The organism is Streptomyces sp. NPDC059008 (assembly GCF_042749045.1).
Lineage (GTDB): Bacteria > Actinomycetota > Actinomycetes > Streptomycetales > Streptomycetaceae > Streptomyces.
This window is the reverse complement of sequence record NZ_JBHYJC010000002.1, coordinates 194,464-219,928: the sequence shown is the minus strand read 5'-3', so window position 1 is coordinate 219,928 and position 25,465 is coordinate 194,464. Positions and strand designations below refer to the sequence as shown.

The following is a 25,465-nucleotide window of genomic DNA, read 5'->3' as shown; positions in this document are numbered from 1 at the left end:
GTGTTCCCCACAGCAAGGCACCCCACATGCCCGAACCCAAGCACCGCGCCACCGCCGCCGCGATCCTCCCCCTCGTCGGCGGCGCCGAGAACCTCACCTCCATCGCCCACTGCATGACCCGGCTCCGACTCGGCATCCAGGACCGCGCACGAGTCCAGGACGAGGCCCTCAAGGCACTACCGGCCGTCATGGGCGTGGTCGAGGACGACGACACCTACCAGATCGTGCTGGGCCCCGGAACGGTCGCCCGCGTCACCCCCGAACTCGAACGCCTGGTGGACCAAACCCGCACGGCATCCGCCCCACCACCCCACCAACCACCACGGGAAACCACCCCCCACCAGGCACCAATCCGCAAGGAACCAATTACTCTCCGTAATCGTTGCCGCAATAAGAAGGAGGCCACCAAGGCGCACAGAGACAAGGCACCCACAGCAAAGACGAGAAAGCAGACCCCCCACACAACCCACAAGAAGGAGACGCCCCAGGCCCAGCCACCGCCCAGCCCACCCAACCCGCCCACCACACCAACCAATACGGGGCCCCTCACCCCGCAACAGCCACAGCCCACCACCACCGCTCCCGCCCCCGGCCCCACCGCCACCGCCGCTCCCACCACCGCCGCTCCCACCGCCCCCGCCACCACCACCGCAGAGCAACTCGCCGCCCAAGGCTCCGCCATCAAAGCCCGTCAGAAAGCCAGAAACGCCACCCCGGTCAAGCTCTACCTCCGCCGGATCGCGAACATCTTCGTCCCGCTGATCCCGGCGCTCATCGGCTGCGGAATCGTCGCCGGCATCAACGGGCTGCTCGGCAACCTCGGCTGGCTGCCGTCCGTCGTCCCCGCCCTCGCCGCCATCGCCTCCGGTTTCCTGTCGCTGATCGCCGTCTTCGTCGGCTTCAACACCGCCAAGGAGTTCGGCGGTACGCCCGTCCTCGGCGGCGCCGTCGCCGCCATCACGGTCTTCCCCGGCGTCGCGCACCTCACCGCCTTCGGCCAGCGGCTCTCCCCGGGCCAGGGCGGCGTACTCGGCGCGCTGGCCGCGGCGCTGCTCGCTGTCCAGGTGGAGAAGGCCTGCCGCAAGGCGGTCCCCGAAGCGCTCGACGTCCTCGTCACCCCCACCCTTACGGTCCTGGTCACCGGCCTGGTCACGCTCTTCGGCCTGATGTACGCGGCGGGCGAGGTCTCCACGGCCGTCGGGTCCTTCGCCAACTGGCTGCTCGCCCACGGCGGAGCGCTCGCCGGCTTCGTCCTCGGCGGCCTCTTCCTCCCCCTCGTCATGCTGGGCCTCCACCAGGCCCTGATCCCCCTGCACACCACCCTCATCCAGCAGCAGGGCTACACGACCCTGCTGCCGATCCTCGCCATGGCCGGCGCGGGCCAGGTCGGCGCCGCCCTCGCCGTCTACCTCCGCCTCCCCGGCAACCGCTCGATCCGCACGACCATCAAGTCCGCCCTCCCCGCGGGCTTCCTGGGCGTCGGCGAGCCGCTGATCTACGGCGTCTCACTGCCCCTGGGCCGCCCCTTCGTCACGGCGGGCATCGGCGGCGCGTTCGGCGGCGGTTTCATCGGCCTGTTCCACCAACTCGGCGACACGGTCGGCGCCACCGCCATCGGCCCCTCCGGCTGGGCCCTGTTCCCCCTGGTCAAGGGCAATCAGGGCATCGCCACCACAGTCGTCATCTACGCCCTGGGCCTCGCCGTCGGCTATGTCACCGGCTTCCTCGCGACCTACTTCTTCGGCATCAGCAAGCAGCTGCGGACGGACCTGAACACGGAGCGGGAAGCGGGCACCCCGGCCGAGGCAGGCACCTGAGAGCGCGCCCTCCATCTTGAGAGCGCCCCCTCCATCTTGAGAGCGCGCCCTCCACCTCCGAGGCGACGGCGGGCGGGACATGAGACACAGGAGCCCACTCCACACCCGAGACCACGTCAGGCCCCGCCCGGAACCACGGCGAGCCCCCCGGGGCTCCTCAGCCCGCCCGGAACCACACCTGGGACTACGGCAAGCCCCGGAGCCTTCAGCCCCCGCCCCCCGCCTCGCGTTTCGTCTCGCGCAGGGTCAGGGCGTGGTCAAGCAGGCCAAGGGCCCTCTGCCGCCCCCGTTCGCGGGATTCGATCTCCTGGGCGCTCTCGCCTGTCGCCGCGACCCGGGGGCACTCGGGGCACGACCACCGGTCCGTCCAGCCCCGGGCGGGCGGCCGCATCGCCACCTCGCAGTGCGGGCAGCGCACCGTCACGCCCTCGACGTGGCCGCAGAACGCGCAGACCCAGACCGGCCCCTCACTGTCCCGCTGTTGCCACATGGTCCGCCGGCACAGCGGACAGCCGGTCGTACCGATTCCCAGCGACCCCATGATCGGTGGTTCCGGCGTCGCGTCGGCATAGGCGACGATCTGCTTGCGCAGCCGGTCGTCCGTGGTGTTGGCCATCCTCAGCAGCCGCACAACACGGGAACGGACTTCTTCGACAAACTCGGTCATCGTCGCAGCAGCGTACGCCGCTCCCCACCGGGCCTCGCCCGCTTCGGTCAATCCCGCGACGCCGCCCCACCCGTCTGTGCCCGCCGCGAGTGACGTACCGTCACACGCTTGACGTCACACGGACGATTGACGTCACACGAGGGACGGCCGCCGGGACGCCCTGGCCAGCTCCACGGCCAGCAGGGCGAACCACACCCCCACCAGCATCAGATGCGCCCGCTGCGAGACGCCGTGCCAGCCGGGTCGGCCGAAGAGCGGCCCGACCGTGCACACCGCGGTCGGCAGGGCCAGCGCCAGGACACGCGGGCCCCAGCGTCCGACCAGGTGCCGACGGGGCCGTGCTGCCACGGCGGCCCGGGTGAGCAGCGCCATGGAGGCGAACACGAAGAAGTGGGCCAGTGCGCTGGTGAGGGTGTGGCCGGGGTGCACGGCCGCGCAGGCCGGTTCCGCCGAGGGCGCGCAGCGCATCGGCAGCAGGACGTCAGCGACGGAGGACACCCCGAAGCCGAGGAGCGCCAGCCAGCCGCACCGTGCCCAGCCGTCGTGCGCAGAGCCGTACGCCAGCAGCGCGCCCACGACGACGAGTACGGCGCAGACGCTCTCGATGCCGCCGAAGAGCGGGCGGAAGGGCTGGTCGGCGGCGTACAGCTCGCTGACGTAGGAGTGGCGCGGGTCCAGCCCGGTCGACAGCGCGAACTCCAGGAGCCAACTGTTGTAGAGCACGGCGGACACGGCGAACGGCAGGGCGTTCACGCGTGTCGTGCGCCGGGCCGGACGCGGGTCATGTGCGGCTTCCGGCGCCGTCACCGTTCGCAGTGGAGTCACCGCACCAGGTAATCACGGCAGCTCGCGGGCGGTCGGGAGCCCCGTCCGGAGTGGTGCGTACGGCCGCTCCCGGGGTGCACGGCCGCTCCCGGGGTGCACGACCGCGCCGGGGTGCACGGCCGCGCCCGGGTCCGCGGCCGAGCCCGGGTCCGCGGCTGCCCCCCCCGGCCACACCCTCACCTCGGAGGTTCGTTGCCGGGGGCGCCACAGAGAACCCACAAGATTGCCGCCTACCTTCCTGGTGCGGCTACCTTGCACGGCGTGCCGTCGGTGGAGGGGGTGGTGGACCAGAACGGCGTCGACAGTGAACTGCACACGATGCGGTGGCCCGGTGATCCAGGGCCCGGACGGCCGATGGTGCTGCAACAACTGTGGGGCGAGCGGCTGAGCCACCGATGAACGGCTGAGCCACCGATGAACGGCAACCACCCGACGAAGCGGCTCAGCCACCCGGCGAAGGGGCTGAGCCGCCCGGCGAAGGGGCTGAGCCGCCCGGCGAAGGGGCTGAGCCGCCCGGCGAAGGGGCTGAGCCGCCCGGCGAAGGGGCTGAGCCGCCCGATGAGACGAGAGCGGAGTCTGGAATGTGCGCGGCCAAGCGCCTGGACCGAGTCCTGGTCGTCGACGACGACGCGATGATCCTGCGGTCCCTCGGGCGCGGTCTGCGGTTGAACGGCTTCGCCGTCGCGCTCGCCGAGGACGGCCCGAGCGCCCTCGCGGAGCTGACGGAGCGGCCCCCGGACGTGGTGGTCCTGGACGTCTCCCTGCCGGGGATCAGCGGCACCGACGTCTGTCGCACGCTGCGGGCCAACGGGGACGAGGTGCCGGTGCTGATGCTCTCCGCGTTGGACGAGCTCGCGGACCGGGTCGCGGGGCTGCAGGCCGGGGCCGACGACTATCTCGTCAAGCCGTTCGCGCTCAAGGAGCTGGTGCTCCGGCTGCAGGCCCTGTTGCGCCGCCGGCCGCCCGTCGGCAGGGACGCGGTGCGGGTCGGTGACCTGGTCCTCGACACGGCCGCGCGCGAGGTGACGTACGGGGGCGCGGAGGTGCGGCTCACCCGGCGGGAGTTCGAGCTGCTGGAGGTCCTGGCCCGCAACGCGGGCGTGGTGCTCACCCGCGACCAGCTTCTGGACCGGGTGTGGGGCTACGACTTCGACGTACGCACCGACGCCGTCGACACCTTCGTCAGTTATCTGCGCCGCAAGACGGAGGCCGGGGGCCGGCCGCGCCTGGTGCACACGGTCCGCGGGGTCGGCTTCGTACTGCGGGCGGCCGGAACGGGACCGGAGGTCGCGCGATGAGGCTCTCCACCCGCATCGCCCTGGCCATGGGCATCGCCATGCCCCTGCTGGTGCTGGGCTCGGGGGCGCTGCTGCTGCGCCTGGTCACCCATGACGTGCACGCCGAGCAGGACGCCCATCTGCGGGAGCGGGCCGCGGTGCTGCTGCCGATGGCCAGGGGGCTGCTGCGGACGGAGGCGGGCGGACGGCCGCGGCAGGCGGCGAACCAGGAGCGGCGGCTGCTCGACGCGGGCCTCGACGTGGGGGTACGGCTCCTCGCGGTCACGGCCGGGTCGACGGCGGACGGATCGGCGGCGGCCGGGAGCGCGGGAGGCAAGCGCGGCGGCGAGGGCGGCGGCGAGGGCAGCCAGGGCGGCGACACGAGGAGCGGCGGCGCGGACGCCACCAGGCGCGGGCCGGACGCCGCCGCATACGGGTCGGACGCCGCCACACACAGGCCAGACGCCGCCACGCGCGGCCCGCGCACGACCACGCGCGGGCCGGACCCGGCCGAGGACGGTCCGGGCACGACGACGGTCGTGCGGCCGTCGTACCGGGTGGTGGCCGAGGCCGGTCCCCGGCCGGACGCCGGCACACCGCTGCCGGCCGCCGCGCCCGCCCCGGTGACCGTACGGGCCCGCGGGCACGCCTGGCGCGCCCTGTCGGTGCAGGTGAGCGGCGCGAGCGCGCGGTCCGGCCCGCACGGCGTGCTGTGGGTGTTCTCCCGCGGATCGGCCGGGAGCACCGAGATCGACGCCGTGCAGCAGCGCATCCTGGTGGTGGCGCTGATCACCGCGCCGCTGACCGGGCTGCTCTCCTGGGCCATCGCCGAACGCGCCACCCGGCCGCTGCGCCGCCTCCAGCACCGGGCCGGCGGCCTGGACCCCGGCACCAGCACGGCCCGCCTGGAGCACGCCCCGTCGCGGATCACCGAGGTGGACGATCTGGCCCGCACTCTGCGGACCGTCCTGGCCCGGTACGACGAGCAGGCGGCGCGGACCCAGGAGGCGCTGGCCACCGCGCGGGCGTTCTCCGCGACCGCCTCACACGAACTGCGCACCCCGCTGATGGGCATGCAGACCAACCTGGACGTCCTCACCGACCACCCGGATCTCGCCCCGGCCGATCGGGCGGAGGTCCTGGACGACCTGCACGCCGGGCAGCGGCGGCTGATGGGCACGCTGATCGCGCTCCGGGCGCTCGCCCAGGGCGACCTGGTGGGGGCCGACGCCTTCGGGCCCGTGGACCTCTCCGAGCTGGTCGCCGGGGCGGTGCACGAGGTGGAACGGCACCATCCGGGCGCCCGGCTGACGCTGCGCGTCGTCCCCGGGCTGAGGCTGAGCGCCTGGGAGCCGGGGTTGCGGATGGCGGTCGGGAACCTGCTGCGCAACGCGGTGGTCCACGGGAGCCGGCCGGGCGCGGCGACACGGGTCGAGGTGGTGCTGCGGCCGGGCGGTTCGCCGGCGGAACCGGTCGCCGTGCTCACCGTGGACGACGAGGGTCCGGGCATCGCGCCGGAGGAGCGCCGACAGGTCTTCCAGCGGTTCCACCGGCGCACGGGCAGCCCCGGCTCGGGACTGGGGCTGACCCTGGTGGCCCAGCAGATCGCCCTGCACCGCGGCACCGTGGAGATCATGGACCGGCCCGTGGGGACCGGCGCCCGGTTCGAGGTGCGGCTGCCGCGGCCCGTTGACGTGGAAGCCGACACCCGCACCCTTCAACTGCCGCTGCGCCGCACCTGGTTGAGCGAGATTCCGGCCGAGGGTTTCGCACCGGAGCCTGCGGCAGGGCCCGTACGGGAATCCGCGCCGGGGTCCGCGGCAGGGTCCATACGGGATTCCCCACCGAAGCCCACGTCAGGGCCCGTACGGGAATCCACACCGGAGCCCACGTCAGGGTCCATACGGGATTCCGCACCGGGCCCCTAGGGGATTCCCCGCCAGGCTCCCCCCGGGCCCCCGGGTTCCCCGTCCGGCTCCCCGCTGGCCTCCGCGCCAGGCTCCCCGCCAACCTCCCCGCTACCGCCCGGAGCCTGAGCCCGTCACCCCACCACCACCCCTCTGAGCCCGTCACCACCCCTCGTGGCTCCGGGGCTCCTTGACCACCCGCGTCGTCATCCGGGTCGCGCCCGCGGAGCACGTCACCGAGCGGAACCGCCCCCCGACCTCGGCGACCCAGAACGCATCGGCGAACGTGAGCGCCTGGACGGTCCGGTCGCTCCGCCACGCCCGGAAGGACACCTCGACGACGTCGGCACCGGGCGGCAGTTGCCCCCACGCCAGGGACCAGCGCGTCGCCGCCCGGCCGCTGTGCCGGCCGCCCCTGAGCGGGGAGAAGCACAGCGTGCTCACGACGGACACGTCGATCAGTCCGGCCTCGTTGTGCACCTCCAGCGCCGGGCGGCCCTCGGTGCCCCGCGCGAGGCGCAGCCGCCAGCCGCTCAGGGGCAACCGCAGGGCACGGGGCCCGAGGGCGGTGAGGGTGGCGGAGCCCGTACGGGAGGGCTCGTCCGGCATGAGGAAACCACCGCGGTCCACTGTGTCTCCCGGGGTTCGACGGCTCGATGCGTGCGCTGCCGCCGACGCGGCGCGGGCGCTCAACTGCCCCGGAGCGTAGGGACGCTCCTTGTGGATTCCTTGTGTACGCCGAACGCCCTCCGGACCCCTGCGGCGCACACCGCACCGAGTCACAAGATCCCCACAAAGAAGGCCCCTACGGTCTGCGGCACGGCCGGTCGGCCGGTCGGTCGGTCCGCCTCCCCGTGACGTGGGGACGGATGCGGCCGGGTCCGACCACTCGCAAAGACCCACTCGTTCCTGGAAGGGAGCACCACCATGCAGCGTCCCAAGAGCGCCGTGGCAGGAGTTCTGGCCGCATTCGCTCTCGCCGGTTCCCTGCTGGCCGCGGCAGGGCCGGCGAACGCGGCGGAGGACGGCCCGGCCCCCGCGGCGACGGCCTCGCAGCCCGACGGCAAGGACAAGAGCAAGGCCAAGGCCAAGGGCAATAGCAAGAACAAGGGCAAGGGCATGTGTGCGCGGGTGCCCCGGCTGGAGGAGCGCATCACCAAGGCGCTCGACCGGCTCAACGGCGACGCGGACACCAGGGGTTCGATCGCGCGGATGGAGGTGCGGGTGAAGAGGGCCCACGCCAGGAACCACGACGAGGTGGCGACGTTCCTCCAGGACCGGCTCACCCACCGCAGGGAGCTGAAGCCGACCCTCACCCGCGAGCTCCGTGACCTCAAGGCCGTTGCGGCCTGGTGCGCGAAGAAGGACGACGCCAAGGGTGGCAGCGGCTCATGAGGCGGCCCTCCCGCCGGATCGCGCTGCAGCTGACGGCGGTGGTGGTGGCGGTACCGGTCCTGGCGGCCACCGGCTGTTCGCAGGACTCCGGCCGGGCGTCCTCGGGGGACTCCGCGGGAAGCGGTGCGCCGTCCGCGGCGTCGCAGGGGTCTTCCGACTCCTCCAACTCCTCCGACTCCTCCACCGAGGAGGCGGAGATGGCAGAGATGGCGAAGAAGGTCCGGGACGCCGAGAGGGCGGCGGACGACGCCGACGCCGACGCGGCCGAGGACTCGCGGTGAGGAGCCGGTGAACGCCGTCGGGGCGGCACCCCCTGGGAGGAGGGTGCCGCCCCGACGTATGTGCGGACGTGTGATCCGGGAGGGATCAGCGTTCCGATCCGGAGGATCAGAAGTCCATGTCACCGCCCGGCATGCCGCCCGGAGCGGCCGCGGCGGCCTTCTCCGGCTTGTCGGCGATGACGGCCTCGGTGGTGAGGAACAGCGCCGCGATGGAGGCGGCGTTCTGCAGCGCGGAGCGGGTGACCTTGGCCGGGTCGATGATGCCTTCGGCGACCAGGTCGACGTACTCGCCGGTCGCGGCGTTCAGGCCGTGACCCGGGGTCAGGTTGCGCACCTTCTCCACGACGACGCCACCCTCGAGGCCGGCGTTGACGGAGATCTGCTTCAGCGGGGCCTCCAGGGCCAGCTTCACAGCGGCGGCACCGGTGGCCTCGTCGCCGTCGAGCTCCAGCTTCTCGAAGACCTGGGAGGCCTGGAGCAGGGCGACGCCACCGCCGGCGACGATGCCCTCCTCGACGGCCGCCTTCGCGTTGCGAACGGCGTCCTCGATGCGGTGCTTGCGCTCCTTGAGCTCGACCTCGGTCGCGGCACCGGCCTTGATGACCGCAACACCGCCGGCGAGCTTCGCCAGGCGCTCCTGCAGCTTCTCGCGGTCGTAGTCGCTGTCCGAGTTCTCGATCTCGGCGCGGATCTGGTTGACGCGGCCCTGGACCTGGTCGCTGTCGCCGGCACCGTCGACGATGGTGGTCTCGTCCTTGGTGATGACGACCTTGCGGGCGCGGCCGAGCAGGTCGAGACCGGCGTTCTCCAGCTTGAGGCCGACCTCCTCGGAGATGACGGTGCCACCGGTGAGGATGGCGATGTCGCCGAGCATGGCCTTGCGGCGGTCACCGAAGCCCGGGGCCTTGACGGCGACGGACTTGAAGGTGCCACGGATCTTGTTGACGACCAGGGTCGACAGGGCCTCGCCCTCGACGTCCTCGGCGATGATCAGCAGCGGCTTGCCGGACTGCATGACCTTCTCCAGGAGCGGCAGCAGGTCCTTGACGTTGCCGATCTTGGAGTTGACGATCAGGATGTACGGGTCGTCGAGCGACGCCTCCATACGCTCCATGTCGGTGGCGAAGTACGCCGAGATGTAGCCCTTGTCGAAGCGCATACCCTCGGTGAGCTCCAGCTCCAGACCGAAGGTCTGGGACTCCTCGACGGTGATGACGCCTTCCTTGCCGACCTTGTCCATGGCCTCGGCGATCAGCTCGCCGATCTGGGTGTCGGCGGCGGAGATGGAGGCGGTGGAGGCGATCTGCTCCTTGGTCTCCACGTCCTTGGCCTGCTCCAGCAGGGCGGCGGAGACGGCCTCGACGGCCTTCTCGATACCGCGCTTGAGGGCCATCGGGTTGGCGCCGGCGGCGACGTTGCGCAGGCCCTCGCGGACCAGGGCCTGGGCCAGGACGGTCGCGGTCGTCGTGCCGTCACCGGCGACGTCGTCCGTCTTCTTCGCGACCTCCTTGACCAGCTCGGCGCCGATCTTCTCGTACGGGTCCTCGAGCTCGATCTCCTTGGCGATGGAGACACCATCGTTGGTGATCGTGGGGGCGCCCCACTTCTTCTCGAGGACGACGTTGCGGCCCTTGGGGCCGAGGGTGACCTTGACGGCGTCGGCGAGCTGGTTCATCCCGCGCTCGAGACCGCGCCGTGCCTCCTCGTCGAACGCGATGATCTTGGCCATGTGAAGTGGTCCTCCCGGACGGGGTGGATTTCTCCGGATCGGCACCCGTGCCCGCGACGGACGGTCCGTGCGCCGTGTGGTTCCTTGCCCCACCCGGCGTCCGGACCTCACCGGCCCGATCCAAGTTCTGTCACTCTCACTCGGAGAGTGCTAACGCCAATGATTAGCACTCGGGCAGGGCGAGTGCAAGCCGCCTGGAGGGGGTCGGCGAGGGTCGGCGGGTGGGCGAGGGGTGAGCGACGGACGGGCGCCGGCCGCCCGGCGGGGTGCCGCCGGGGCGCCACGCGGCGGCGAGCGGCACGGAGCGGGCGCAGGCGGGACGGGGGGCGGGCGCAGGCGACGGGGGCTCAGGTCCCGCCGCAGGGAGGGCAGGCAGAAGGCCCGTACCCCGTGACGGGGTACGGGCCTTCTCTACGCTGCAGTCGGCCCGCGCCTCAGGCGCTCACCCTGACCATGTCCGCCTGCGGCCCCTTCTGGCCCTGCGAGATCTCGAACTCGACCCGCTGGCCCTCCTCAAGGGTGCGGTAGCCGTCCATCTGGATCGCGCTGTAGTGGACGAATACATCCGCACCACCGTCGACCGCGATGAAGCCGTACCCCTTCTCCGCGTTGAACCACTTGACGGTGCCCTGAGCCATGCCTAACTCCCCTATTACTGGCCCTTGCGCAGGACCGCACTCCGCGGACCCGGGTCAGACCTCACCCCGCGAAATGGCCCGTGGGGTGTGCGCCGGAACGCGTCGACCGCCGCTGAATGTATCTGCACCGATGCCCAGCGCAACAGGTCAATCGGACGAGAATTCTGGCGCCGGAGAATCGGCAATATGCGATGAAATCCCGTTTCTCCGGGGCAAGTCGGGCCGGGCATAGCGCACGTAAGCGACAAATGCCGCACACACTTTGAGCACAACTCTCCGCGCTTTCCTATGCGTTCGGCACGTGCGCGGAGTTATCCGGAACGGAGATCACCGCAATGGTATCCCCTTTCACTAAGCGGAATTGCCCCGTCCGATTTCAACGGACGGGGCAATTCCGGTCAAGTAGGTGAAGAGATGGCGCAAATTAGCGCTCACCCGTCGACCGATCGGGGGTGACCGGTCAACAGTCACCGGGCGCGTGCTTCCTCAGCAGCCGCCGGCGACCGCCGGGATGATGGAGACGCCCGCACCGTCCGGGGTCGGCGTCTCCAGGCCCTGCTCGAAGCGCACATCGTCGTCGTTGACGTAGACGTTCACGAAGCGACGCAGCTTGCCCGCGTCGTCCAGTACACGAGCCGCGATGCCCTGGTGGTTCTTCTCCAGGTCGGCGATCACCTCGGAGAGGGTCGCGCCCTCGGCGGTGACCTCGGCCTCACCACCGGTGTACGTACGGAGGATGGTGGGGATGCGGACCTTGACGCTCATGGTTCTGCCTTCCGGACAGGGTTGGGGAGTGCGGATTCGTAGAGCTGTGGACTCAGCCTGCCAGGCCGGCCTCGCGGAACGCGTCCAGGCTCGGGCGGATCGTGGCCGTGGGCCCGGACGTCGGCGCGACGGCGTCAAGCGTCTTGAGGCCGTCACCCGTGTTGAGCACGACGGTGGTCAGGGACGGGTCGAGCACACCGTCCTCGATCAGCTTCCTGGTGACGCCGACGGTCACACCGCCCGCGGTCTCCGCGAAGATGCCCTCCGTCCGGGCCAGCAGCTTGATCGCGTCCACGACCTGCTCGTCGTTGACGTCCTCCACCGCACCGCCCGTACGGCGCGCGATGTCGAGCACATACGGCCCGTCGGCCGGATTGCCGATCGCCAGCGACTTGGCGATGGTGTTCGGCTTCTGCGGGCGCACGACGTCGTGCCCGGCCTTGAAGGCCGTCGACACCGGCGAGCAGCCCTCCGCCTGGGCACCGAAGATCCGGTACGGCCGGTCCTCGACCAGGCCGAGGGCGATCAGCTCCTTGAGCCCCTTGTCGATCTTCGTCAGCTGCGAGCCGGACGCGACGGGGATGACGATCTGGTCCGGGAGCCGCCAGCCCAGCTGCTCACAGATCTCGTACGCCAGCGTCTTGGAACCCTCGCCGTAATAGGGGCGCAGGTTGACGTTGACGAAGCCCCAGCCCTCGCCCAGCGGGTCGCCGATGAGCTCCGAGCAGAAGCGGTTGACGTCGTCGTAGTTGCCCTCGATGCCGACCAGGTCACCGCCGTAGACCGCGGCCATGACGACCTTGCCGGCCTCCAGGTCGTGCGGGATGAACACACAGGACTTGAAGCCCGCGCGGCGGGCCGCGGCGCCGACCGCGCCGGCGAGGTTGCCCGTGGAGGAGCAGGACAGCGTCGTGAAGCCGAAGGCGCGGGCGGCCTCGACGGCGATCGCGACGACCCGGTCCTTGAAGGAGTGCGTCGGGTTGCCGGAGTCGTCCTTGACATAGAGCGCGCCGGTGACGCCCAGCTCGGCGGCGAGCCGGTCGGCCTTGACGAGCTTGGTGCAGCCGGGGTTCAGATTCGGCTTGTCCGCCACGTCGACGGGGACGGGCAGCAGCGGAGCGTAGCGCCAGATGTTGTCCGGACCGGCCTCGATCTGCTTCCGCAGCGCCTCGGGGTCGCCGCTCGGCAGCTCGTACGCCACTTCGAGCGGCCCGAAACAGGTCGCGCAGGCGAAGAGCGGGCTCAGGTCGAAGCGCTCGCCGCACTCGCGGCAGGACAGCGCGACGGCGGGCCCCAGAGCGACGGCGGAGGCGTTTTCGGTGACTTCGGTGCTGTACACAGCCATGGAGGCGAGGCCCTTTCTCCTCATCTTCCTCATGGCGCATCTCGCCATGAGACGGATTTGGCACCTTCCCTAGCCGGGAGCCTCGCGCGCGATGATCGCGACGGAGACCGGCTGGAGGGTTGCCGGGGCTTCAACGGGCCGTATCCCTCTGCCCCTCTGGATGAGCGGTATGGCGCTGGGTCGAAACCCAGGCGTTTGTGGTGCGGCGACCCCGACATGCGACGGCCGTCCGCGTTGTTCAAGACTGTAACCGAAGGCACTGACAGTTGAGATAGTCGTCCGAACCGCGAGATGGATCACAGAATGGCCCACCCGACGGATCGCATACCGGTCGCGGCACCGGCGGCCACCGAGGAGTCGTAGACGTGCTGGAAGAGGTGGAGCGCTGGCTGAGCAGCCGCTCCTGGTCCGCCGCGGACCGTCCGCTGGAGCAGCTGCTGGAGGCCAAGCGCCAGACGGGCCGCACGGTCAGCGTCGTGCTGCCCGCGCTCGACGAGGAGGCCACGGTCGGCGCGATCGTGGCCGCGATCCGCGCCGAGCTGATGTGCGACGCGGTCCCTCTGGTCGACGAGCTGGTGGTGCTGGACTCCGGATCCACCGACCGCACCGCCGAGGTCGCGGCCGCGGCCGGCGCCCGGGTCGTCCACCGCGACACCGTCCTGCCCCGGCTGCCCGCGCTGCCCGGCAAGGGCGAGGTCCTGTGGCGCTCGCTCCTGGTCACCACCGGCGACATCATCTGCTTCGTCGACGCCGACCTGCGGGAGTTCTCCGCCACCTTCGTCTCCGGGATCGTCGGCCCCCTGCTGACCGACCCCGACATCCGCTTCGTCAAGGCGATGTACGACCGCCCCCTGGAGGCCGGCGGGCACCCGGGCGAGCAGGGCGGACGGGTCACCGAGCTGGTCGCCCGCCCGCTGCTGAACCTCCACTGGCCGCAGCTGGCCGGCTTCGTCCAGCCCCTGGGCGGTGAGTACGCGGCCCGGCGCTCCCTCCTGGAGCGCCTGCCCTTCCCGGTCGGCTACGGCGTCGAGCTCGGTCTGCTCGTCGACGCCCTGCACACCGTCGGCCTCGACGCCCTCGCCCAGGTGGACGTCGGCGTACGCAAGCACCGCCACCAGGGCGGCCAGGCCCTCGGCCGGATGGCGGCCGCCATCTACCGCACCGCCCAGCTGCGCCTCGCCCGCGGCCACCTGGTGCGCCCCCGGCTCACCCAATTCGACCGCGGCGAGGAGGGCTTCGTCCCGCGCACCACGGACGTGGACACCGAGGAGCGGCCGCCCATGGCCGAAATCCCCGAGTACGCGGCGCGGCGGGCGGCCTGACCGTGTCCGTACGTTTGCGCGGTTCTGCGGCGGGTTAATGTCGCGACATGGTCTCCGAGCGCAGTGCGGTCCGGGCAGGTGCCGAGGTTCTCGTCGCGTCCAATCGCGGGCCGGTGTCGTACGCCGTGGGCGAGGACGGGGCGCTGAGTGCCAAGCGGGGCGGGGGCGGGCTGGTGTCCGGACTGTCGGCCATCGGTCCCGGTACCGACGCGGTGTGGGTGTGCGCGGCGCTCGGTGACGGGGACCGGGAGGCCGTCCGCCGGACGGGGGGCGCCCTGGCACCCGAGGACACCGGTGGACAGCGCGTCCGCATGCTGGACATCCCGTCCCAGGTGCACGCCGACGCCTACAACGGCATCGCGAACTCGGTGCTGTGGTTCGTCCACCACATGCTCTACCAGACACCGCTGGAGCCGGTCTTCGACGCCGGATTCCGGCAGCAGTGGGGCGCGTACGAGACGTACAACCGCGCCTTCGCCCACGCCCTCGCCGACGAGGCCGCCGAGGGGGCGGCGGTGCTGGTGCAGGACTACCACCTGGCGCTGGTGCCGGGGATGCTGCGCGCACTGCGGCCCGACGTGCGCATCGCGCACTTCTCCCACACGCCGTGGGCGCCGCCGGACTACTTCCGGATGCTGCCGGACGAGGTGGCGCGGCAGCTGCTGGAGGGCATGCTGGGCGCCGATCAGCTGGGTTTCCTCACCCACCGCTGGGCGGACGCGTTCACCGCGTGCTGCGCCGAGGTCACCGGCGGCACCGGCGGCACCCGGATCGGCGCGTACGGGCTCGGGGCGGACGCCGACTTCCTGCTGGAGCGGTCGCGGCGGGCGGACGTCGAGGAGCGGCTGGCCACCCTGCGCGAGCAGATCGGCACCGGTCCCGACGGGACGCCGCGCAAGGCCGTCGTCCGGGTGGACCGCACCGAGCTGTCGAAGAACATCGTCCGCGGCCTGCTGGCCTACCGGCAGCTGCTGGCGGAGGAGCCGTCATGGCGCGAGCGGGTGGTGCATGTCGCCTTCGCCTACCCCTCGCGCCAGGACCTGGCCGTCTACCGGGAGTACACCGCGGCGGTCGGCCGGCTCTCCGAGGAGATCAACTCCGAGTACGGGACGGCCACTTGGCGGCCGGTCGTGCTGCATGTGAAGGACGACTTCGCGCGGTCGCTGGCCGCCTACCGGCTGGCGGACGTGGCGCTGGTGAACCCGATCCGGGACGGGATGAACCTCGTCGCCAAGGAGATCCCCGTGGTGTCGGAGCAGGGCTGCGCACTGGTGCTGTCACGGGAGGCCGGGGCGCACGAGGAGCTGGGCGGCCACGCCCTGACCGTCAATCCGTACGACGTCAGCGCTACGGCGCGGGCGCTGCACGAGGCGCTGTCGATGGATGCCGGGGAACGCGGCGAGCGGACGGCACGGCTGGCGGCGGCGGCCACCGCCCTGCCGCCGGCGCAGTGGTTCCTCAAGCAGCTGCGCGCGCTGGTGGGCTGAGCCGGGGGCTGGGGGCGGGTGTTGGGTGGGCGCCGGGGGCGCCGGGGGTGGCCCTGGGCGGGCGCCGGGGGTGGCCCTGGGCGGGCGCCGGGGGCGGCCCTGGCCGGGCGTGACGCCGCCGACGGTCTCTCCCGCCGGGCGCCGGGCCGCCCGCCGAGCCACCCTCCGGGACCGTGACCGGCGTCACCCTCCTCCCCTTTGAGGCTCACATCAATGTGAACGTTCGAGGCTGCGTACCAGGAAGCACCGCACCAGTACGCACCCGACACGAGGCGAGAACGATGAACCAGACGCCGAACCACCAGCTCCTGGACGACGACCAGGCCATGGACGACCGGCCCGCGGAGAACCGGCCGGTGGACGACGGGCCCATGGAGAACCGGCCCGTGGAAAACCGGCCCGTGGAAAACCGGCTGTACGACTACAGCCCGATCGTCGACCGGGCTCCGATCCGGTGGCCGGGCGGCGCCCGGGTCGCCTTCTACGTGGGCCTGAACATCGAGCACTACCGGATCGACCGCCCGTCGACGAGCACCTTCCCCGGCACCGCGGAGCTGACCCCGGACCCGCTGAACTACGGCTGGCGCGACTACGGGCCCCGCGTCGGCTTCTGGCGGCTCCTCGAAAGCCTCGACCGCCATCGGGTACGCGCCAGCGTGCTGCTCAACTCCGATGCCGGTGAACGCTATCCGCAGATCATCGAAGCGGGGCGGACCCGCGACTGGGTATGGCTCGCCCACGGCAAGAACAACTCCACCTTCCAGGCCGACATGACACCCGACGAGGAACGCGCCTACCTGACGGAGGTGATCGCCAGCATCGAGAGGACCACCGGCCGGCGGCCGCGCGGCTGGATGGGACCGGCGCTCACCGAGACCTTCCGGACACCGGAACTGCTCGCCGAGCTCGGGCTGGACTACGTACTGGACTGGACCAACGACGACCAGCCGTACCGGCTGAACGTGCCGGGGATGCTGAGCGTCCCGTACTCCGTCGAGCTCAACGACATCGGCCTGTTCGTCAGCAAGGGCCTGACGGGGCCGGACTTCGTGCAGATCGTCAAGGACCAGCTCGACCAGCTCCACGAGGACGCGGCGGACAGCGGCCGGGTGATGTCACTGGCCCTGCACCCGTTCGTCATCGGCCAGGCGTTCCGCCACAAGTACCTGGACCAGGCCCTCGCCCACATCGTCAACCACCCCGGAGTGTGGCCGACCACCAGCGACGAGATCGCCGCACACTACGGGCGGACGACGGCGGGGGCTTCGTAGACGGGGAGCGTAGACGGGGCGTCGTCGTAGACGGGGCGGCATCGTAGACGGGGCGGCATCGTGGCCGAGGGCGTCGTGCTGTCACCGGTGCCGCCAGGGGTTCAGGTGGACCGAACGCTCAGGCCGAACGCTCAGATCACTGCGAGGCGGTCCGCGAGGGCCCCGAGCAGTTCCACCACCCCGGCGGGTCCGTCGACCACCAGATCGGCGCGGTCGGCGAGTTCGGTCACCTCGGCGCTACCGCTGCAGACGAGGACGCCCGCCAGTCCGTCGGAGCGGAGCTTGTCGACGGCGGCGAAGGCCGCGAGGTCGCCGAGGTCGTCGCCGGCGTAGAGGACGGTCGACGCACCGGTTTCGCGGACCCATTCGGCGAGGGCGACACCCTTGTCCATGCCCGGGGGGCGCAGCTCCAGGACGAGGCGGCCCGGTTCGACGATCAGACCGTGGCGTTCGGCGAGCGCGGCGAGCGGGGCCCGCAGCCGGTCGAAGGCGCCCTGGGGGTCGTCGGCGCGGCGGGTGTGGACGGCGATGGCCTGCCCGCCCTTGCGCTCGATGGCGGTCTCGACCCAGGTGCCGTGCCAGACGCCGGAAGCGTCCAGTACGCCGGGGAGTTCGGCCTGTATGGCGGCGACACCGGGGGGCGGGGCGGGAGCGTGGACGGTGCCGGTGGCCGCCTCCCAGCGCTCGACGCCGTAGTGGCCCAGGACGGTGAGGTGGTCCAGGCCGGGGACGGAGTCGAAGCCGCCGAGGCGGACAGCGACCGCGGCCGGGCGGCCGGTGATCACGGCGGCCGCGCGCAGCCGGGGCACGAGGCGGCCGAGGGCGGCGACGGCGCCGTGATGGGCGCGAGCCTTCTCCGGGTCGGGGACGATGTCGGCGAGGGTGCCGTCGAAGTCCAGGGCGATGACGGCGCGTTCGGGGTGGGCCAGCAGCGCGGCGAGGCCGTCGCGGCCGGCAGGCGTGTGCGGTGTCGGCACGGAGCCGGGCGCACGCTCGGGTTCGGGTGTCGGCTGGGAGTGCGGCGCGGCGTTCGGGGAGCTGCCCATGCGCCGACCCTACCGGCGTGGGACCGGCGCACGGCGGGTGTACGGGCGCATCACACCGACGGGTTGGGGCCGGGCGGGCGTCGAACCGGGCGGACGTCGAACGGGGCGGCGCCGAAGCGGGCGGCACCGAACCACCCTGCCGTCGTACCAGCCTGCCGTCGAACCGGCCTGCCGTCGGTACCGCCCCTGCCGTTCGAACCGGCCTGCCGCCGAACCGCACCGCCGCCGCCCGAGTGACCGCGCTCGCTCTCCCTGGCCGTGCCCCGCGCCACCCGGCCAACGCCCCGCATCGCCCGGCCGCGCCCCGCGTCGTCAGCGGCGGGCGCGGCGGGCTTCGCGTACGCGGCGCAGGCGGTTGACGGTGACGGGGTCGTGGGCCAGCGCGCGGGGGTCGTCCAGCAGGGCGTTGAGGAGTTGGTAGTAGCGGGTCGGGGACATTCCGAGCCGCTCACGGATGGCTCGTTCCTTGGGCCCGGGGCCCGGCCAGGAGCGGCGCTCCACGGCGAGCACGGCCTCGTCCCGGGCGGAGAGCCCCGATGCGCCTTCGTCCCCCGCAGCTTGCCCGGCGGCCGCACGACCTTCGGCACCCACACGGTCCGCGGAATCAGCACGGTCTGCGGAATCAGCACGGTCCGTGGCGTCCGCACAGTCCGTTGCGCCCGCCGCGCCGCTGGCGTCCGAGCCGGTGGAGTCCACCGCGCCCGCGGAGTCCGAAGCGCCCGCCGTGCCACCGGCGTCCGTGCCGCCGGCGTCCGTGCCGTCTGCTCCGCTCGCCCCGCCCATGGCCTCCGTACCGCTGTCCTCCGCACCGCTGGTCGTGCCGCTGGCCTCCGCAGCGCTGGTCGCACCGCTGTCCCCCGCACCGCTCGTCGTCACGTTTCCACGATAAGCGCATGGTCGGACAGGGCCCCCTGCCTCCTGCTTCCGGCCTTTGCGACGCTTGTCTGCTGCCTCGATGGCCTCCACTTATTACGGCAACGATTACGGAGAGTAATCAGTTCCCTCGGAGTGTAACCGCGGTGCACCTCGGGCCTCTACGCCTAGAAGCACCTCGGCGCCCTGTGCCGAGGAGCGCCTCAGCGCTCTCTGGATGGGCGCGCCTCGGGGTTCCATGACTTGTGTCTGCCCGGGGGGCCCGGGGTCGCATGCGTCTCGGTCGGTTTCTCTGAAGGGGCACCGCACACGGCCCGCCCACGAGCCACGTGCGGTGCCCACCCACGAACGACCGCTCACGAACGACCACCCACCCACCAACGCACGCCCGGAATGACCGCCCGCCCACGACCGCCCCGCCACCAACGAACGGCCGCCCCCTCACGGCCGCCCGCCCACAAACACCCCCGCCGGCTCGGCGCGGACCCGCGTCCGCGCCGGGCCGGGCCGGGCCGTTAGCCCGCCGCGCTGTCCGCGGCCTCTGCGGCGTTCTGGATGTCGGTGAGGACGCCGGCGGGGTTGCCCTTCGGGCCGACGGCGGCGCCCATCTTCGCCTTGACGGTCTTGGAGACCAGCGGCCAGGAGGTCTTGTCCGCGGGGTAGAACTCGGCGGCGGCCAGCTGCTTGAGGAAGCTGTGCAGCTTGGCGTACTTGTCGTCGGCGAGCATCGCCTGGGAGGCGGAGGTGGTGACCGGCAGCAGGCCGTACTCGCCGGAGAACTTCACGACGTTGCGGTCGCTGTAGACGAAGTCGAGGAACTTGCCGGCTTCCGCGCGGTGGCCGTTCTGCTTGAAGGCCATCATCCAGTCGGCGACGCCCATGGTGGCCTTGGCCTTGCCCTCGACGCCGGGCAGGTCGACGGTGCCGTAGTCGATGCCCTTGGCCTCGGCCTGCTTCATCAGGGTGGGGTGGCCGTTGAGCATGCCGACCTGGCCGTCGGCGAAGCCCTGGAAGGCGTCCTCGCGGTTGAGCTGGGCGGGGTCGGTGCCGGTCAGGCCCTTGCCGACGAGGTCGTCCTTCAGCCAGTTGAAGGTCTTGATGTTCTCCGGCGAATCGATGCGGTACTTGCCGATGTTGTCGGTGTAGCCGCCGCCCCCGCTGAGCATCCACATCAGCGTCTCGGCCTGGGTCTCCTCGGGGCCGAGCGGCAGCGCGTAGGGCATCTTCACGCCGCGCGCCTTCAGCAGCTGGGCGTCGCGGGCTATGTCGCTCCAGGACTGCGGCGGGTTGGCGATACCGGCCTTGGCGAACAGCTTCTTGTTGTAGAAGAGCCGCCGGGTGCTGGCGCCGAAGGGCAGGCCGTACTGGATGCGCCGGTATTCGCCGGCCTCCGCGAGGGAGGGGGTGAAGTCGGCCTCGGTGGAGACGGAGAGCAGCTGGTCGGCGCGGTAGAGCTTGTCGGCGGCGGCGTAGTCGGCGTACGCGCCGATCTGGGCGAGGTCCGGCGCGTGGCCGTCCTTGACCAGGTCCTCGACCTTCTTGTCGACGTCGGTCCAGCTGTAGACCTCGACGTCGACCTTGATGCCGGGGTTCTTCTTCTCGAAGGCGCGGGTGAGCTCGTCCCAGTAGTGCTGGGAGCTGTTGTCCGCGCTGTCGCCGTAGTCCGCCGCGATCAGCTTGAGGGTGACGTCGTCGTCGCCCGAGCCGCTGCCGCAGCCGGTGAGTGTCAGCGCCATGGTGGTGGCGACCGTCGCCGCCGCCAAGCTCAAGTACCGCCGCTGCACCGCTGTTACCGCCCTTGTCCGTGCCCGAAATGGAGTGCTTGCCGGGTGTGGCAACGCCGTCTGGGGATCGCCCTCGACCGGCGTGAACAGCGAAATTCTCCCGCGTTCCCCTCAAGGTCTACACCACCGGTGGTCCGGCTCCGGTATCGGGTTCCCACAGACTTTTCACCTGCCGGACCCCTGCGGTTCCCTTCGCGATCCCCCGGTGAGTGGACTAGACCTTTCAGGGCGGATCGCGCGAAACTGTTCCCGTGAGACACGTCATCGCCCTTGATGTGGGCGGCACCGGGATGAAGGCCGCCCTCGTGGGGGTGGACACCGCACCGTCGAAGGGGTCGCCGCCCGCCCTGCTGTACGAGGCGCGGCGCCCCACCGGCCGCGAGCACGGCCCCGACGCGGTCGTCGAGGCCATCCTCGGTTTCGCCGCCGAGCTGCGCGACATCGGCACGGCGCGCTTCGGCACCACCGCCGCGGCCGCCGGCGTCGCCGTCCCCGGCATCGTCGACGAGCAGTCCGGCACCGCCGTCTACGCCGCGAACCTCGGCTGGCGGGACGTACCGCTGCGGGCGCTGCTGTCCGAGCGGCTCGGCGAGGTGCCGGTGGCTCTGGGCCACGATGTGCGCACCGGCGGGCTGGCCGAGGGCCGGATCGGCGCCGGTCGGGGCGCCGACCGCTTCCTGTTCGTCCCGCTGGGCACCGGTATCGCGGGCGCCATCGGCATCGACGGGCGGATCGAGGCCGGTGCGCACGGCAGCGCGGGCGAGATCGGCCACATCGTCGTACGGCCCGGGGGGCGGGTCTGCGGCTGCGGGCAGCGCGGCTGCCTGGAGACGCTGGCCTCGGCGGCCGCGGTGGGCCGGGACTGGGCGGCGGTCTGCGGTGATCCGCGGGCCAGTGCGGCGGACGCGGCGAAGGCCGTTCAGGCCGGTGACGCCCGCGCCCGCGCCGTGTGGCAGGACGCGGTGGACGCGCTGGCCGACGGCCTGGTGACCGGGCTCACCCTGCTCGACCCGCGGACGGTGATCATCGGGGGCGGGCTCGCCGAGGCGGGCGACACGCTGTTCGTCCCTCTGCGGGAAGCGGTCCGCCGGCGCGTTACGTTCCAGCGTCTTCCCTCGATCGTTCCGGCGGCCCTGGGGGACGCCGCCGGGTGCCTGGGCGCGGGGCTCCTCGCCTGGGATCTTCTCTCCACGGAGGTAACCGCCTGATGGCACAGCAACAGTCCGCGCGGCCGGCCCCGGGCCCGTCCCGCACCACCCTGGCCGGCGCCCGGATCGCCCGGCCGTCCGGTGTGGTCGACAGCGGCCGGATCACCGTCGAGGGCGGCCGGATCACCGGTGTCCACAGCCGCGGCAGCGACCGGGACGCCGAGGCGGACGCGGGCGCGGCCGGGGTCGTCGTGGACCTTTCGGGGCATCTCGTCGTCCCCGGGTTCGTCGATATGCACGTCCATGGCGGAGGCGGCGGCTCCTTCTCGTCGGCCGATCCCGAGGAGTGCATGACGGTGATCGAGACGCACCGCCGGCACGGCACGACCTCGATGCTGGCCTCCACCGTCACCGGTGAGCTGGGTGAACTCGCCCGGCAGGCCGGGGTGCTCGCCGAGCTGGTCCAGCAGGGCGAGTTGGCCGGTATCCACTTCGAGGGCCCGTTCATCTCGCCGCACCGCTGCGGCGCGCACCAGCCGGGCCTGCTGCGCGATCCGGATCCGGCCGATGTCCGCCGGCTTGTCGACGCCGCGCGCGGCACCGCGGTGATGATGACCGTCGCGCCCGAGCTGCCCGGTGGCCTGGCGTCGGTGCGGCTGCTCGCCGACGCGGGAGTGATCGCCGCGATCGGCCACACCGACTCCTCCTACGACGCCACCCGGCAGGCCGTCGACGCGGGCGCTACCGTCGCCACCCACCTCTTCAACGCGATGCCGCCGCTCGGCCACCGGGCGCCGGGTCCGGTCGCCGCGCTCCTGGAGGACGAGCGGATCACCGTCGAGCTCATCAACGACGGCACCCATCTGCACCCCGCGATGCTCCAACTGGCCTTCCGCAGCGCGGGGGACGGGCGGGTCGCGTTCATCACGGACGCGATGGGCGCGGCGGGGATGAGCGACGGGATGTATCCGCTGGGCCCGATGCGGGTCGAGGTCAAGGACGGTGTGGCGCGGATCAGCGAGGGTCCCACGGCCGGTTCGATCGCGGGTTCGACGCTCACCTTGGACCGGGCGTTCCGGCGGGCCGTGACCGTCGACGGTCTGACGGTCGACCAGGCGGTGCAGGCGCTGTCGGCGACCCCGGCCCGGTTGCTGGGCATCGGGGGGCGGGCCGGTTCCCTGGAGGCCGGCAAGGACGCCGATCTGGTGGTGCTCGATGCGGCGTACGACGTGGTGGGTGTCATGCGCCGGGGTGAGTGGGTGGTGCGCCCGCGGGGGGTGTGACGCTCCGCGTCGGCACCAGGGCGGCTACGCAGGGTGCCGGCTGTTCCTGGTGGTCGGCGGCCGCACGGTGGTCACCCGGGGTCTGGGCCAACCACCGTCGGCGATGGCATGATCGCTCGCGCACTTGTCCGCATGCCACCGCCGAGTGCGGTCGCCCGCTCACGGCCGCCCGGCCATGACTGCCCGGAGGGGGGACCATGATCCTCACGGTCACGCTGAACGCCGCCCTGGACATCACCTACCGCGTGCCCCGGCTCCGTCCGCACAGCACCCATCGCGTCACCGAGGTGTCCGAGCGTCCCGGCGGCAAGGGCCTGAACGTCGCCCGTGTGTTGGCCGCGCTCGGCCACCGTACGGTCGCCACCGGCTTCGCGGGCGGCGGCACGGGGGAGGCGCTGCGGGCGCTGCTGGCGGACACGGAGGTCACCGACGCGCTGGTCCCGGTCGGCGGTGCCACCCGCCGCACGGTCGCCGTCGTCGACGCGGCCACCGGGGACACCACGCAGCTCAACGAGCCGGGCCCGACGGTCTCTCCGGCCGAGTGGGAGGCGTTCTTGGGGACGTATCGCGAACTGCTGGGCGAGGCGCGGGCGGTGGCGTTGTGCGGCAGTCTCCCGCCGGGCGTCCCGGTGGATGTCTACGCCCGTTTGACGCGTGCCGCGCGCACCGCGGGTGTGCCGGTCCTCCTCGACACCAGTGGCGAGCCGCTGCGCCGGGGTCTGGCGGCCCGTCCCGATCTGGCCAAGCCCAACGCCGACGAGTTGGCGGCGTTGACGGGCAGCACCGAGCCGCTGCGGGCGGCCCGTGACGCGCGGCGCCGCGGCGCCCATGCGGTGGCGGCGTCGCTGGGTGCGGACGGCATGCTGGCGGTCACCGCGGACGGTGCCTGGCAGGCGGCGCCGCCGCGTCGGTTCGCGGGCAATCCCACCGGCGCCGGCGACTCGGCGGTGGCCGGCCTGCTGTCCGGCCTGGTGGAGGAGTTGCCGTGGCCGGACCGTCTGACGCGGGCGGTGGCGCTGTCGGCCGCCACCGTACGGGCCCCGGCGGCGGGCGAGTTCGACGCCTCGACCTATGAGGAGCTGCTGGGGCGGGTGGTGGTGACGGATCGTCCGGCGGTGGCGTGAGGGGTGCGGCGACCGGGCCCGGCCGCGACGGCGTCATCCCCAGACAGCGACGCTCTTGACCGGCCACGGAGTCTTGGCCGAGTAGTGGCCGAAGGTCAGATCGAAGCGCCTGCCATAGCACCCGGTGTCGCTGTAGAAGGTCACGCGGTGCCTGGTCTGATTGGACACCGACCGAGCATCGCCGTTGAAGCCGTCGCACCCCGGCGTAGGGTTTATCAAGTTCATCGCACGGCCGCCGAAGTTCGGCTGCGTCCAGCCGCAGAGCAAGGTCGTCGAGCACCTGGGGGCGGCGTCGGCTGTTCCTGCGGTGAGCGGCAGCGTAGCCAGTAATGCAGCGCCGGTCAGGGCTATGGAGCGCATCTTCATGCGTCGTCTCCTCAGGTCAAGTGGGTTGACGCCGCCCTATTCCACTTGATCAAGGAGTCATGGGCAACGCGGTGCGCAGGACAAGGGACTTGTTCGGCCAAGGTGCGGAAGGGCGGGTATCCGGCTACTAGTTGGCGTTCGCCAGCCACACCTGATCCAGGATGGCGTTGCACTGGTTGCCCTGTCCGCACGCGATCTCGACGGTGTTGGTGCCCTTGTTCAGGGTGATCGGGGCCCAGGTGGACTGCCAGCCCTTCTTCCAGTCGCCCTGCGGGGAGTGAATGAAGTTCTTCAGGCCGAGCGGCTGGCTGTTCGGCTTGCCGTTGACCGAGAGCGTGGCGTTGGCGTCCTCTCCGGGGATGCTGTAGCGCACGTACAGCCGAAAATCGCCGTTGTCCGGCAGGTCCACGGTCCACTTGACCTTCGCCCCGACCTGGTTGAACCCGCCGACGTACGAGCCGCTCGCCGAGCGGGCGCCCTCGATGTCCTTGGCGGTTGTCGCACCGCCGTCGAGCCGCAGGCTGGCCGCCTCCTCCTTGGGGAGTTCGCCGGGCTTGGGCTTGCTGGTGGGCTTGTCGGGCTTGACGGTGTCGCCGGCTGTGGGGCCCGGCTTGCCGGCGTTGTCGGACTTCTTGTCGCCGGCGTTGTTGGTGAGCATGGCGACGCCGATGCCTATGCAGACCACCGCGACCACGGCGACGGCGCCGATCAGCAGGCCGTTGCGGCGGCGTGGTTCGTGGCCGCCGCCGTGGCCCGGGGCCGGGGTGGTGCGGGTGCGTTCGCCGCCGGGGAGGGTTTCGGGGGCGGCGTAGCTGGCGTTCTGCTGGCCGTAGGTGACCTGCTGCTGGGCCTGCTGGCCGTACTGGCGCTGGCCCACGGCGCGCACCTGGTTGTAGGAGGTGCGCGGGACTCCCGGCTGCCGGGTGGCCGCGCCGTCGCCCGCCGAGCCCGGTGCGCCGTCCTGGCCGCCTTCCGAGCGGTAGAGGTAGGCGAACGGGTCGTCGTTCTCCGGCGTGTCCGCGCCGTTGTTGCCGGCCGTCATTCCGTGTCACTCCCAAGCGATCTGTGCGCGTCGTGTACGCGTGTGGACGCGTGCGCAGAGGTCTCTGCGCGCT

General features: G+C 72.0%; 24 protein-coding genes and 1 riboswitch. Of the genes, 12 read left to right on the top strand and 12 right to left on the bottom strand.

Translation table 11 applies throughout. The features are described 5' to 3' along the window. Window positions 1-26 precede the first annotated feature (26 nt). Window positions 27-1,817 (top strand): PTS transporter subunit EIIC, encoded by a 1,791-nt coding sequence (locus tag ACFWZH_RS03910; RefSeq protein WP_384425015.1) that lies wholly within the window; start codon window positions 27-29, stop codon window positions 1,815-1,817. Between the two features lie 205 nt (window positions 1,818-2,022). Here the strand turns inward: ACFWZH_RS03910 and ACFWZH_RS03905 are convergent, their stop codons facing one another. Both ACFWZH_RS03905 and ACFWZH_RS03900 read right to left on the bottom strand, forming a co-directional pair. Then, window positions 2,023-2,484 (bottom strand): hypothetical protein, encoded by a 462-nt coding sequence (locus ACFWZH_RS03905; RefSeq protein WP_384425013.1) that lies wholly within the window; start codon window positions 2,482-2,484, stop codon window positions 2,023-2,025. Between the two features lie 132 nt (window positions 2,485-2,616). Next, on the bottom strand, window positions 2,617-3,237 hold the full coding sequence (locus ACFWZH_RS03900; protein ID WP_384425011.1) for a DUF998 domain-containing protein: 621 nt from the start codon (window positions 3,235-3,237) through the stop codon (window positions 2,617-2,619). A gap of 333 nt (window positions 3,238-3,570) precedes the next feature. Here ACFWZH_RS03900 and ACFWZH_RS03895 point away from each other — a divergent pair, with 333 nt between their 5' ends. From ACFWZH_RS03895 to ACFWZH_RS03885, 3 genes are all read left to right on the top strand, one after another. Then, the gene (locus ACFWZH_RS03895; RefSeq protein ID WP_384425009.1) at window positions 3,571-3,708 is read left to right on the top strand and encodes a hypothetical protein; all 138 of its coding nucleotides are present in this window, start codon (window positions 3,571-3,573) and stop codon (window positions 3,706-3,708) included. 182 nt (window positions 3,709-3,890) lie between these two features. Next, complete coding sequence (locus ACFWZH_RS03890) at window positions 3,891-4,607, top strand: response regulator transcription factor (RefSeq protein ID WP_384425007.1); 717 nt, start codon at window positions 3,891-3,893, stop codon at window positions 4,605-4,607. Further along, entirely contained in the window at window positions 4,604-6,514 is a 1,911-nt protein-coding gene (locus ACFWZH_RS03885) for a sensor histidine kinase (protein WP_384425005.1), read from the top strand. Before ACFWZH_RS03890 ends, ACFWZH_RS03885 begins: the two co-directional genes overlap by 4 nt. A gap of 141 nt (window positions 6,515-6,655) precedes the next feature. Here ACFWZH_RS03885 and ACFWZH_RS03880 read toward each other — a convergent pair whose 3' ends face one another. Then, window positions 6,656-7,102, bottom strand: coding sequence for a hypothetical protein (locus ACFWZH_RS03880; protein ID WP_384425003.1), 447 nt, complete (start codon window positions 7,100-7,102; stop codon window positions 6,656-6,658). Between the two features lie 318 nt (window positions 7,103-7,420). Here ACFWZH_RS03880 and ACFWZH_RS03875 point away from each other — a divergent pair, with 318 nt between their 5' ends. Both ACFWZH_RS03875 and ACFWZH_RS03870 read left to right on the top strand, forming a co-directional pair. Then, window positions 7,421-7,888 carry a hypothetical protein gene (locus ACFWZH_RS03875; RefSeq protein ID WP_384425001.1) on the top strand — a complete coding sequence of 156 codons (468 nt, stop codon included), beginning with the start codon at window positions 7,421-7,423 and terminating at the stop codon, window positions 7,886-7,888. Beyond that, window positions 7,885-8,169 (top strand): hypothetical protein, encoded by a 285-nt coding sequence (locus tag ACFWZH_RS03870; RefSeq protein WP_384424999.1) that lies wholly within the window; start codon window positions 7,885-7,887, stop codon window positions 8,167-8,169. The genes ACFWZH_RS03875 and ACFWZH_RS03870 overlap by 4 nt, the downstream gene beginning before the upstream one ends. Window positions 8,170-8,275: 106 nt before the next feature. On the opposite strand, the gene groL is transcribed toward ACFWZH_RS03870, so the two are convergent. From groL to thrC, 4 genes are all read right to left on the bottom strand, one after another. After that, window positions 8,276-9,898, bottom strand: a complete 1,623-nt coding sequence (gene groL / locus ACFWZH_RS03865) for a chaperonin GroEL (RefSeq protein WP_384424997.1) — start codon at window positions 9,896-9,898, stop codon at window positions 8,276-8,278. A gap of 434 nt (window positions 9,899-10,332) precedes the next feature. Continuing rightward, window positions 10,333-10,536 carry a cold-shock protein gene (locus ACFWZH_RS03860; protein ID WP_010035953.1) on the bottom strand — a complete coding sequence of 68 codons (204 nt, stop codon included), beginning with the start codon at window positions 10,534-10,536 and terminating at the stop codon, window positions 10,333-10,335. Window positions 10,537-11,022: 486 nt separating this feature from the next. Beyond that, the gene (locus ACFWZH_RS03855; protein WP_016578817.1) at window positions 11,023-11,301 is read right to left on the bottom strand and encodes a MoaD/ThiS family protein; all 279 of its coding nucleotides are present in this window, start codon (window positions 11,299-11,301) and stop codon (window positions 11,023-11,025) included. A gap of 52 nt (window positions 11,302-11,353) precedes the next feature. Then, window positions 11,354-12,670 carry a threonine synthase gene (thrC, locus tag ACFWZH_RS03850; protein ID WP_384424994.1) on the bottom strand — a complete coding sequence of 439 codons (1,317 nt, stop codon included), beginning with the start codon at window positions 12,668-12,670 and terminating at the stop codon, window positions 11,354-11,356. Then, window positions 12,664-12,813: riboswitch (SAM riboswitch) on the bottom strand. It overlaps the preceding gene by 7 nt. A 198-nt stretch (window positions 12,814-13,011) precedes the next feature. Between thrC and ACFWZH_RS03845 the strand changes: the two genes are divergently transcribed. From ACFWZH_RS03845 to ACFWZH_RS03835, 3 genes are all read left to right on the top strand, one after another. Next, on the top strand, window positions 13,012-13,968 hold the full coding sequence (locus tag ACFWZH_RS03845; protein WP_384424992.1) for a glucosyl-3-phosphoglycerate synthase: 957 nt from the start codon (window positions 13,012-13,014) through the stop codon (window positions 13,966-13,968). A gap of 47 nt (window positions 13,969-14,015) precedes the next feature. Beyond that, on the top strand, window positions 14,016-15,455 hold the full coding sequence (locus tag ACFWZH_RS03840) for a trehalose-6-phosphate synthase (protein ID WP_384424990.1): 1,440 nt from the start codon (window positions 14,016-14,018) through the stop codon (window positions 15,453-15,455). Between the two features lie 281 nt (window positions 15,456-15,736). Next, on the top strand, window positions 15,737-16,726 hold the full coding sequence (locus tag ACFWZH_RS03835) for a polysaccharide deacetylase family protein (protein ID WP_384424988.1): 990 nt from the start codon (window positions 15,737-15,739) through the stop codon (window positions 16,724-16,726). A gap of 131 nt (window positions 16,727-16,857) precedes the next feature. Here ACFWZH_RS03835 and otsB read toward each other — a convergent pair whose 3' ends face one another. From otsB to ACFWZH_RS03820, 3 genes are all read right to left on the bottom strand, one after another. Then, on the bottom strand, window positions 16,858-17,772 hold the full coding sequence (gene otsB, locus ACFWZH_RS03830) for a trehalose-phosphatase (protein ID WP_384424986.1): 915 nt from the start codon (window positions 17,770-17,772) through the stop codon (window positions 16,858-16,860). A 312-nt stretch (window positions 17,773-18,084) separates the two neighbouring features. Continuing rightward, entirely contained in the window at window positions 18,085-18,363 is a 279-nt protein-coding gene (locus ACFWZH_RS03825; RefSeq protein WP_384425631.1) for a DUF3263 domain-containing protein, read from the bottom strand. Between the two features lie 797 nt (window positions 18,364-19,160). Continuing rightward, a complete protein-coding gene (locus ACFWZH_RS03820) occupies window positions 19,161-20,381 on the bottom strand; it encodes an extracellular solute-binding protein (RefSeq protein ID WP_384424984.1) in 1,221 nt (406 codons plus the stop codon). Window positions 20,382-20,680: 299 nt separating this feature from the next. On the opposite strand from ACFWZH_RS03820, the gene ACFWZH_RS03815 reads away from it, so the two are divergent. The 3 genes from ACFWZH_RS03815 (at window position 20,681) to ACFWZH_RS03805 (ending at window position 23,984) form a co-directional block, all read left to right on the top strand. Beyond that, window positions 20,681-21,637 carry an ROK family protein gene (locus tag ACFWZH_RS03815; protein WP_384424982.1) on the top strand — a complete coding sequence of 319 codons (957 nt, stop codon included), beginning with the start codon at window positions 20,681-20,683 and terminating at the stop codon, window positions 21,635-21,637. Further along, window positions 21,637-22,860, top strand: coding sequence for an N-acetylglucosamine-6-phosphate deacetylase (nagA, locus tag ACFWZH_RS03810; RefSeq protein WP_384424980.1), 1,224 nt, complete (start codon window positions 21,637-21,639; stop codon window positions 22,858-22,860). The genes ACFWZH_RS03815 and nagA overlap by 1 nt, the downstream gene beginning before the upstream one ends. A gap of 197 nt (window positions 22,861-23,057) precedes the next feature. Beyond that, window positions 23,058-23,984, top strand: coding sequence for a 1-phosphofructokinase family hexose kinase (locus ACFWZH_RS03805; RefSeq protein ID WP_384424978.1), 927 nt, complete (start codon window positions 23,058-23,060; stop codon window positions 23,982-23,984). A gap of 33 nt (window positions 23,985-24,017) precedes the next feature. Here the strand turns inward: ACFWZH_RS03805 and ACFWZH_RS03800 are convergent, their stop codons facing one another. Further along, window positions 24,018-24,350, bottom strand: coding sequence for a peptidase inhibitor family I36 protein (locus tag ACFWZH_RS03800; protein ID WP_384424977.1), 333 nt, complete (start codon window positions 24,348-24,350; stop codon window positions 24,018-24,020). 127 nt (window positions 24,351-24,477) lie between these two features. Then, window positions 24,478-25,392 carry a carbohydrate-binding protein gene (locus ACFWZH_RS03795; protein WP_384424976.1) on the bottom strand — a complete coding sequence of 305 codons (915 nt, stop codon included), beginning with the start codon at window positions 25,390-25,392 and terminating at the stop codon, window positions 24,478-24,480. Window positions 25,393-25,465 lie beyond the last annotated feature (73 nt).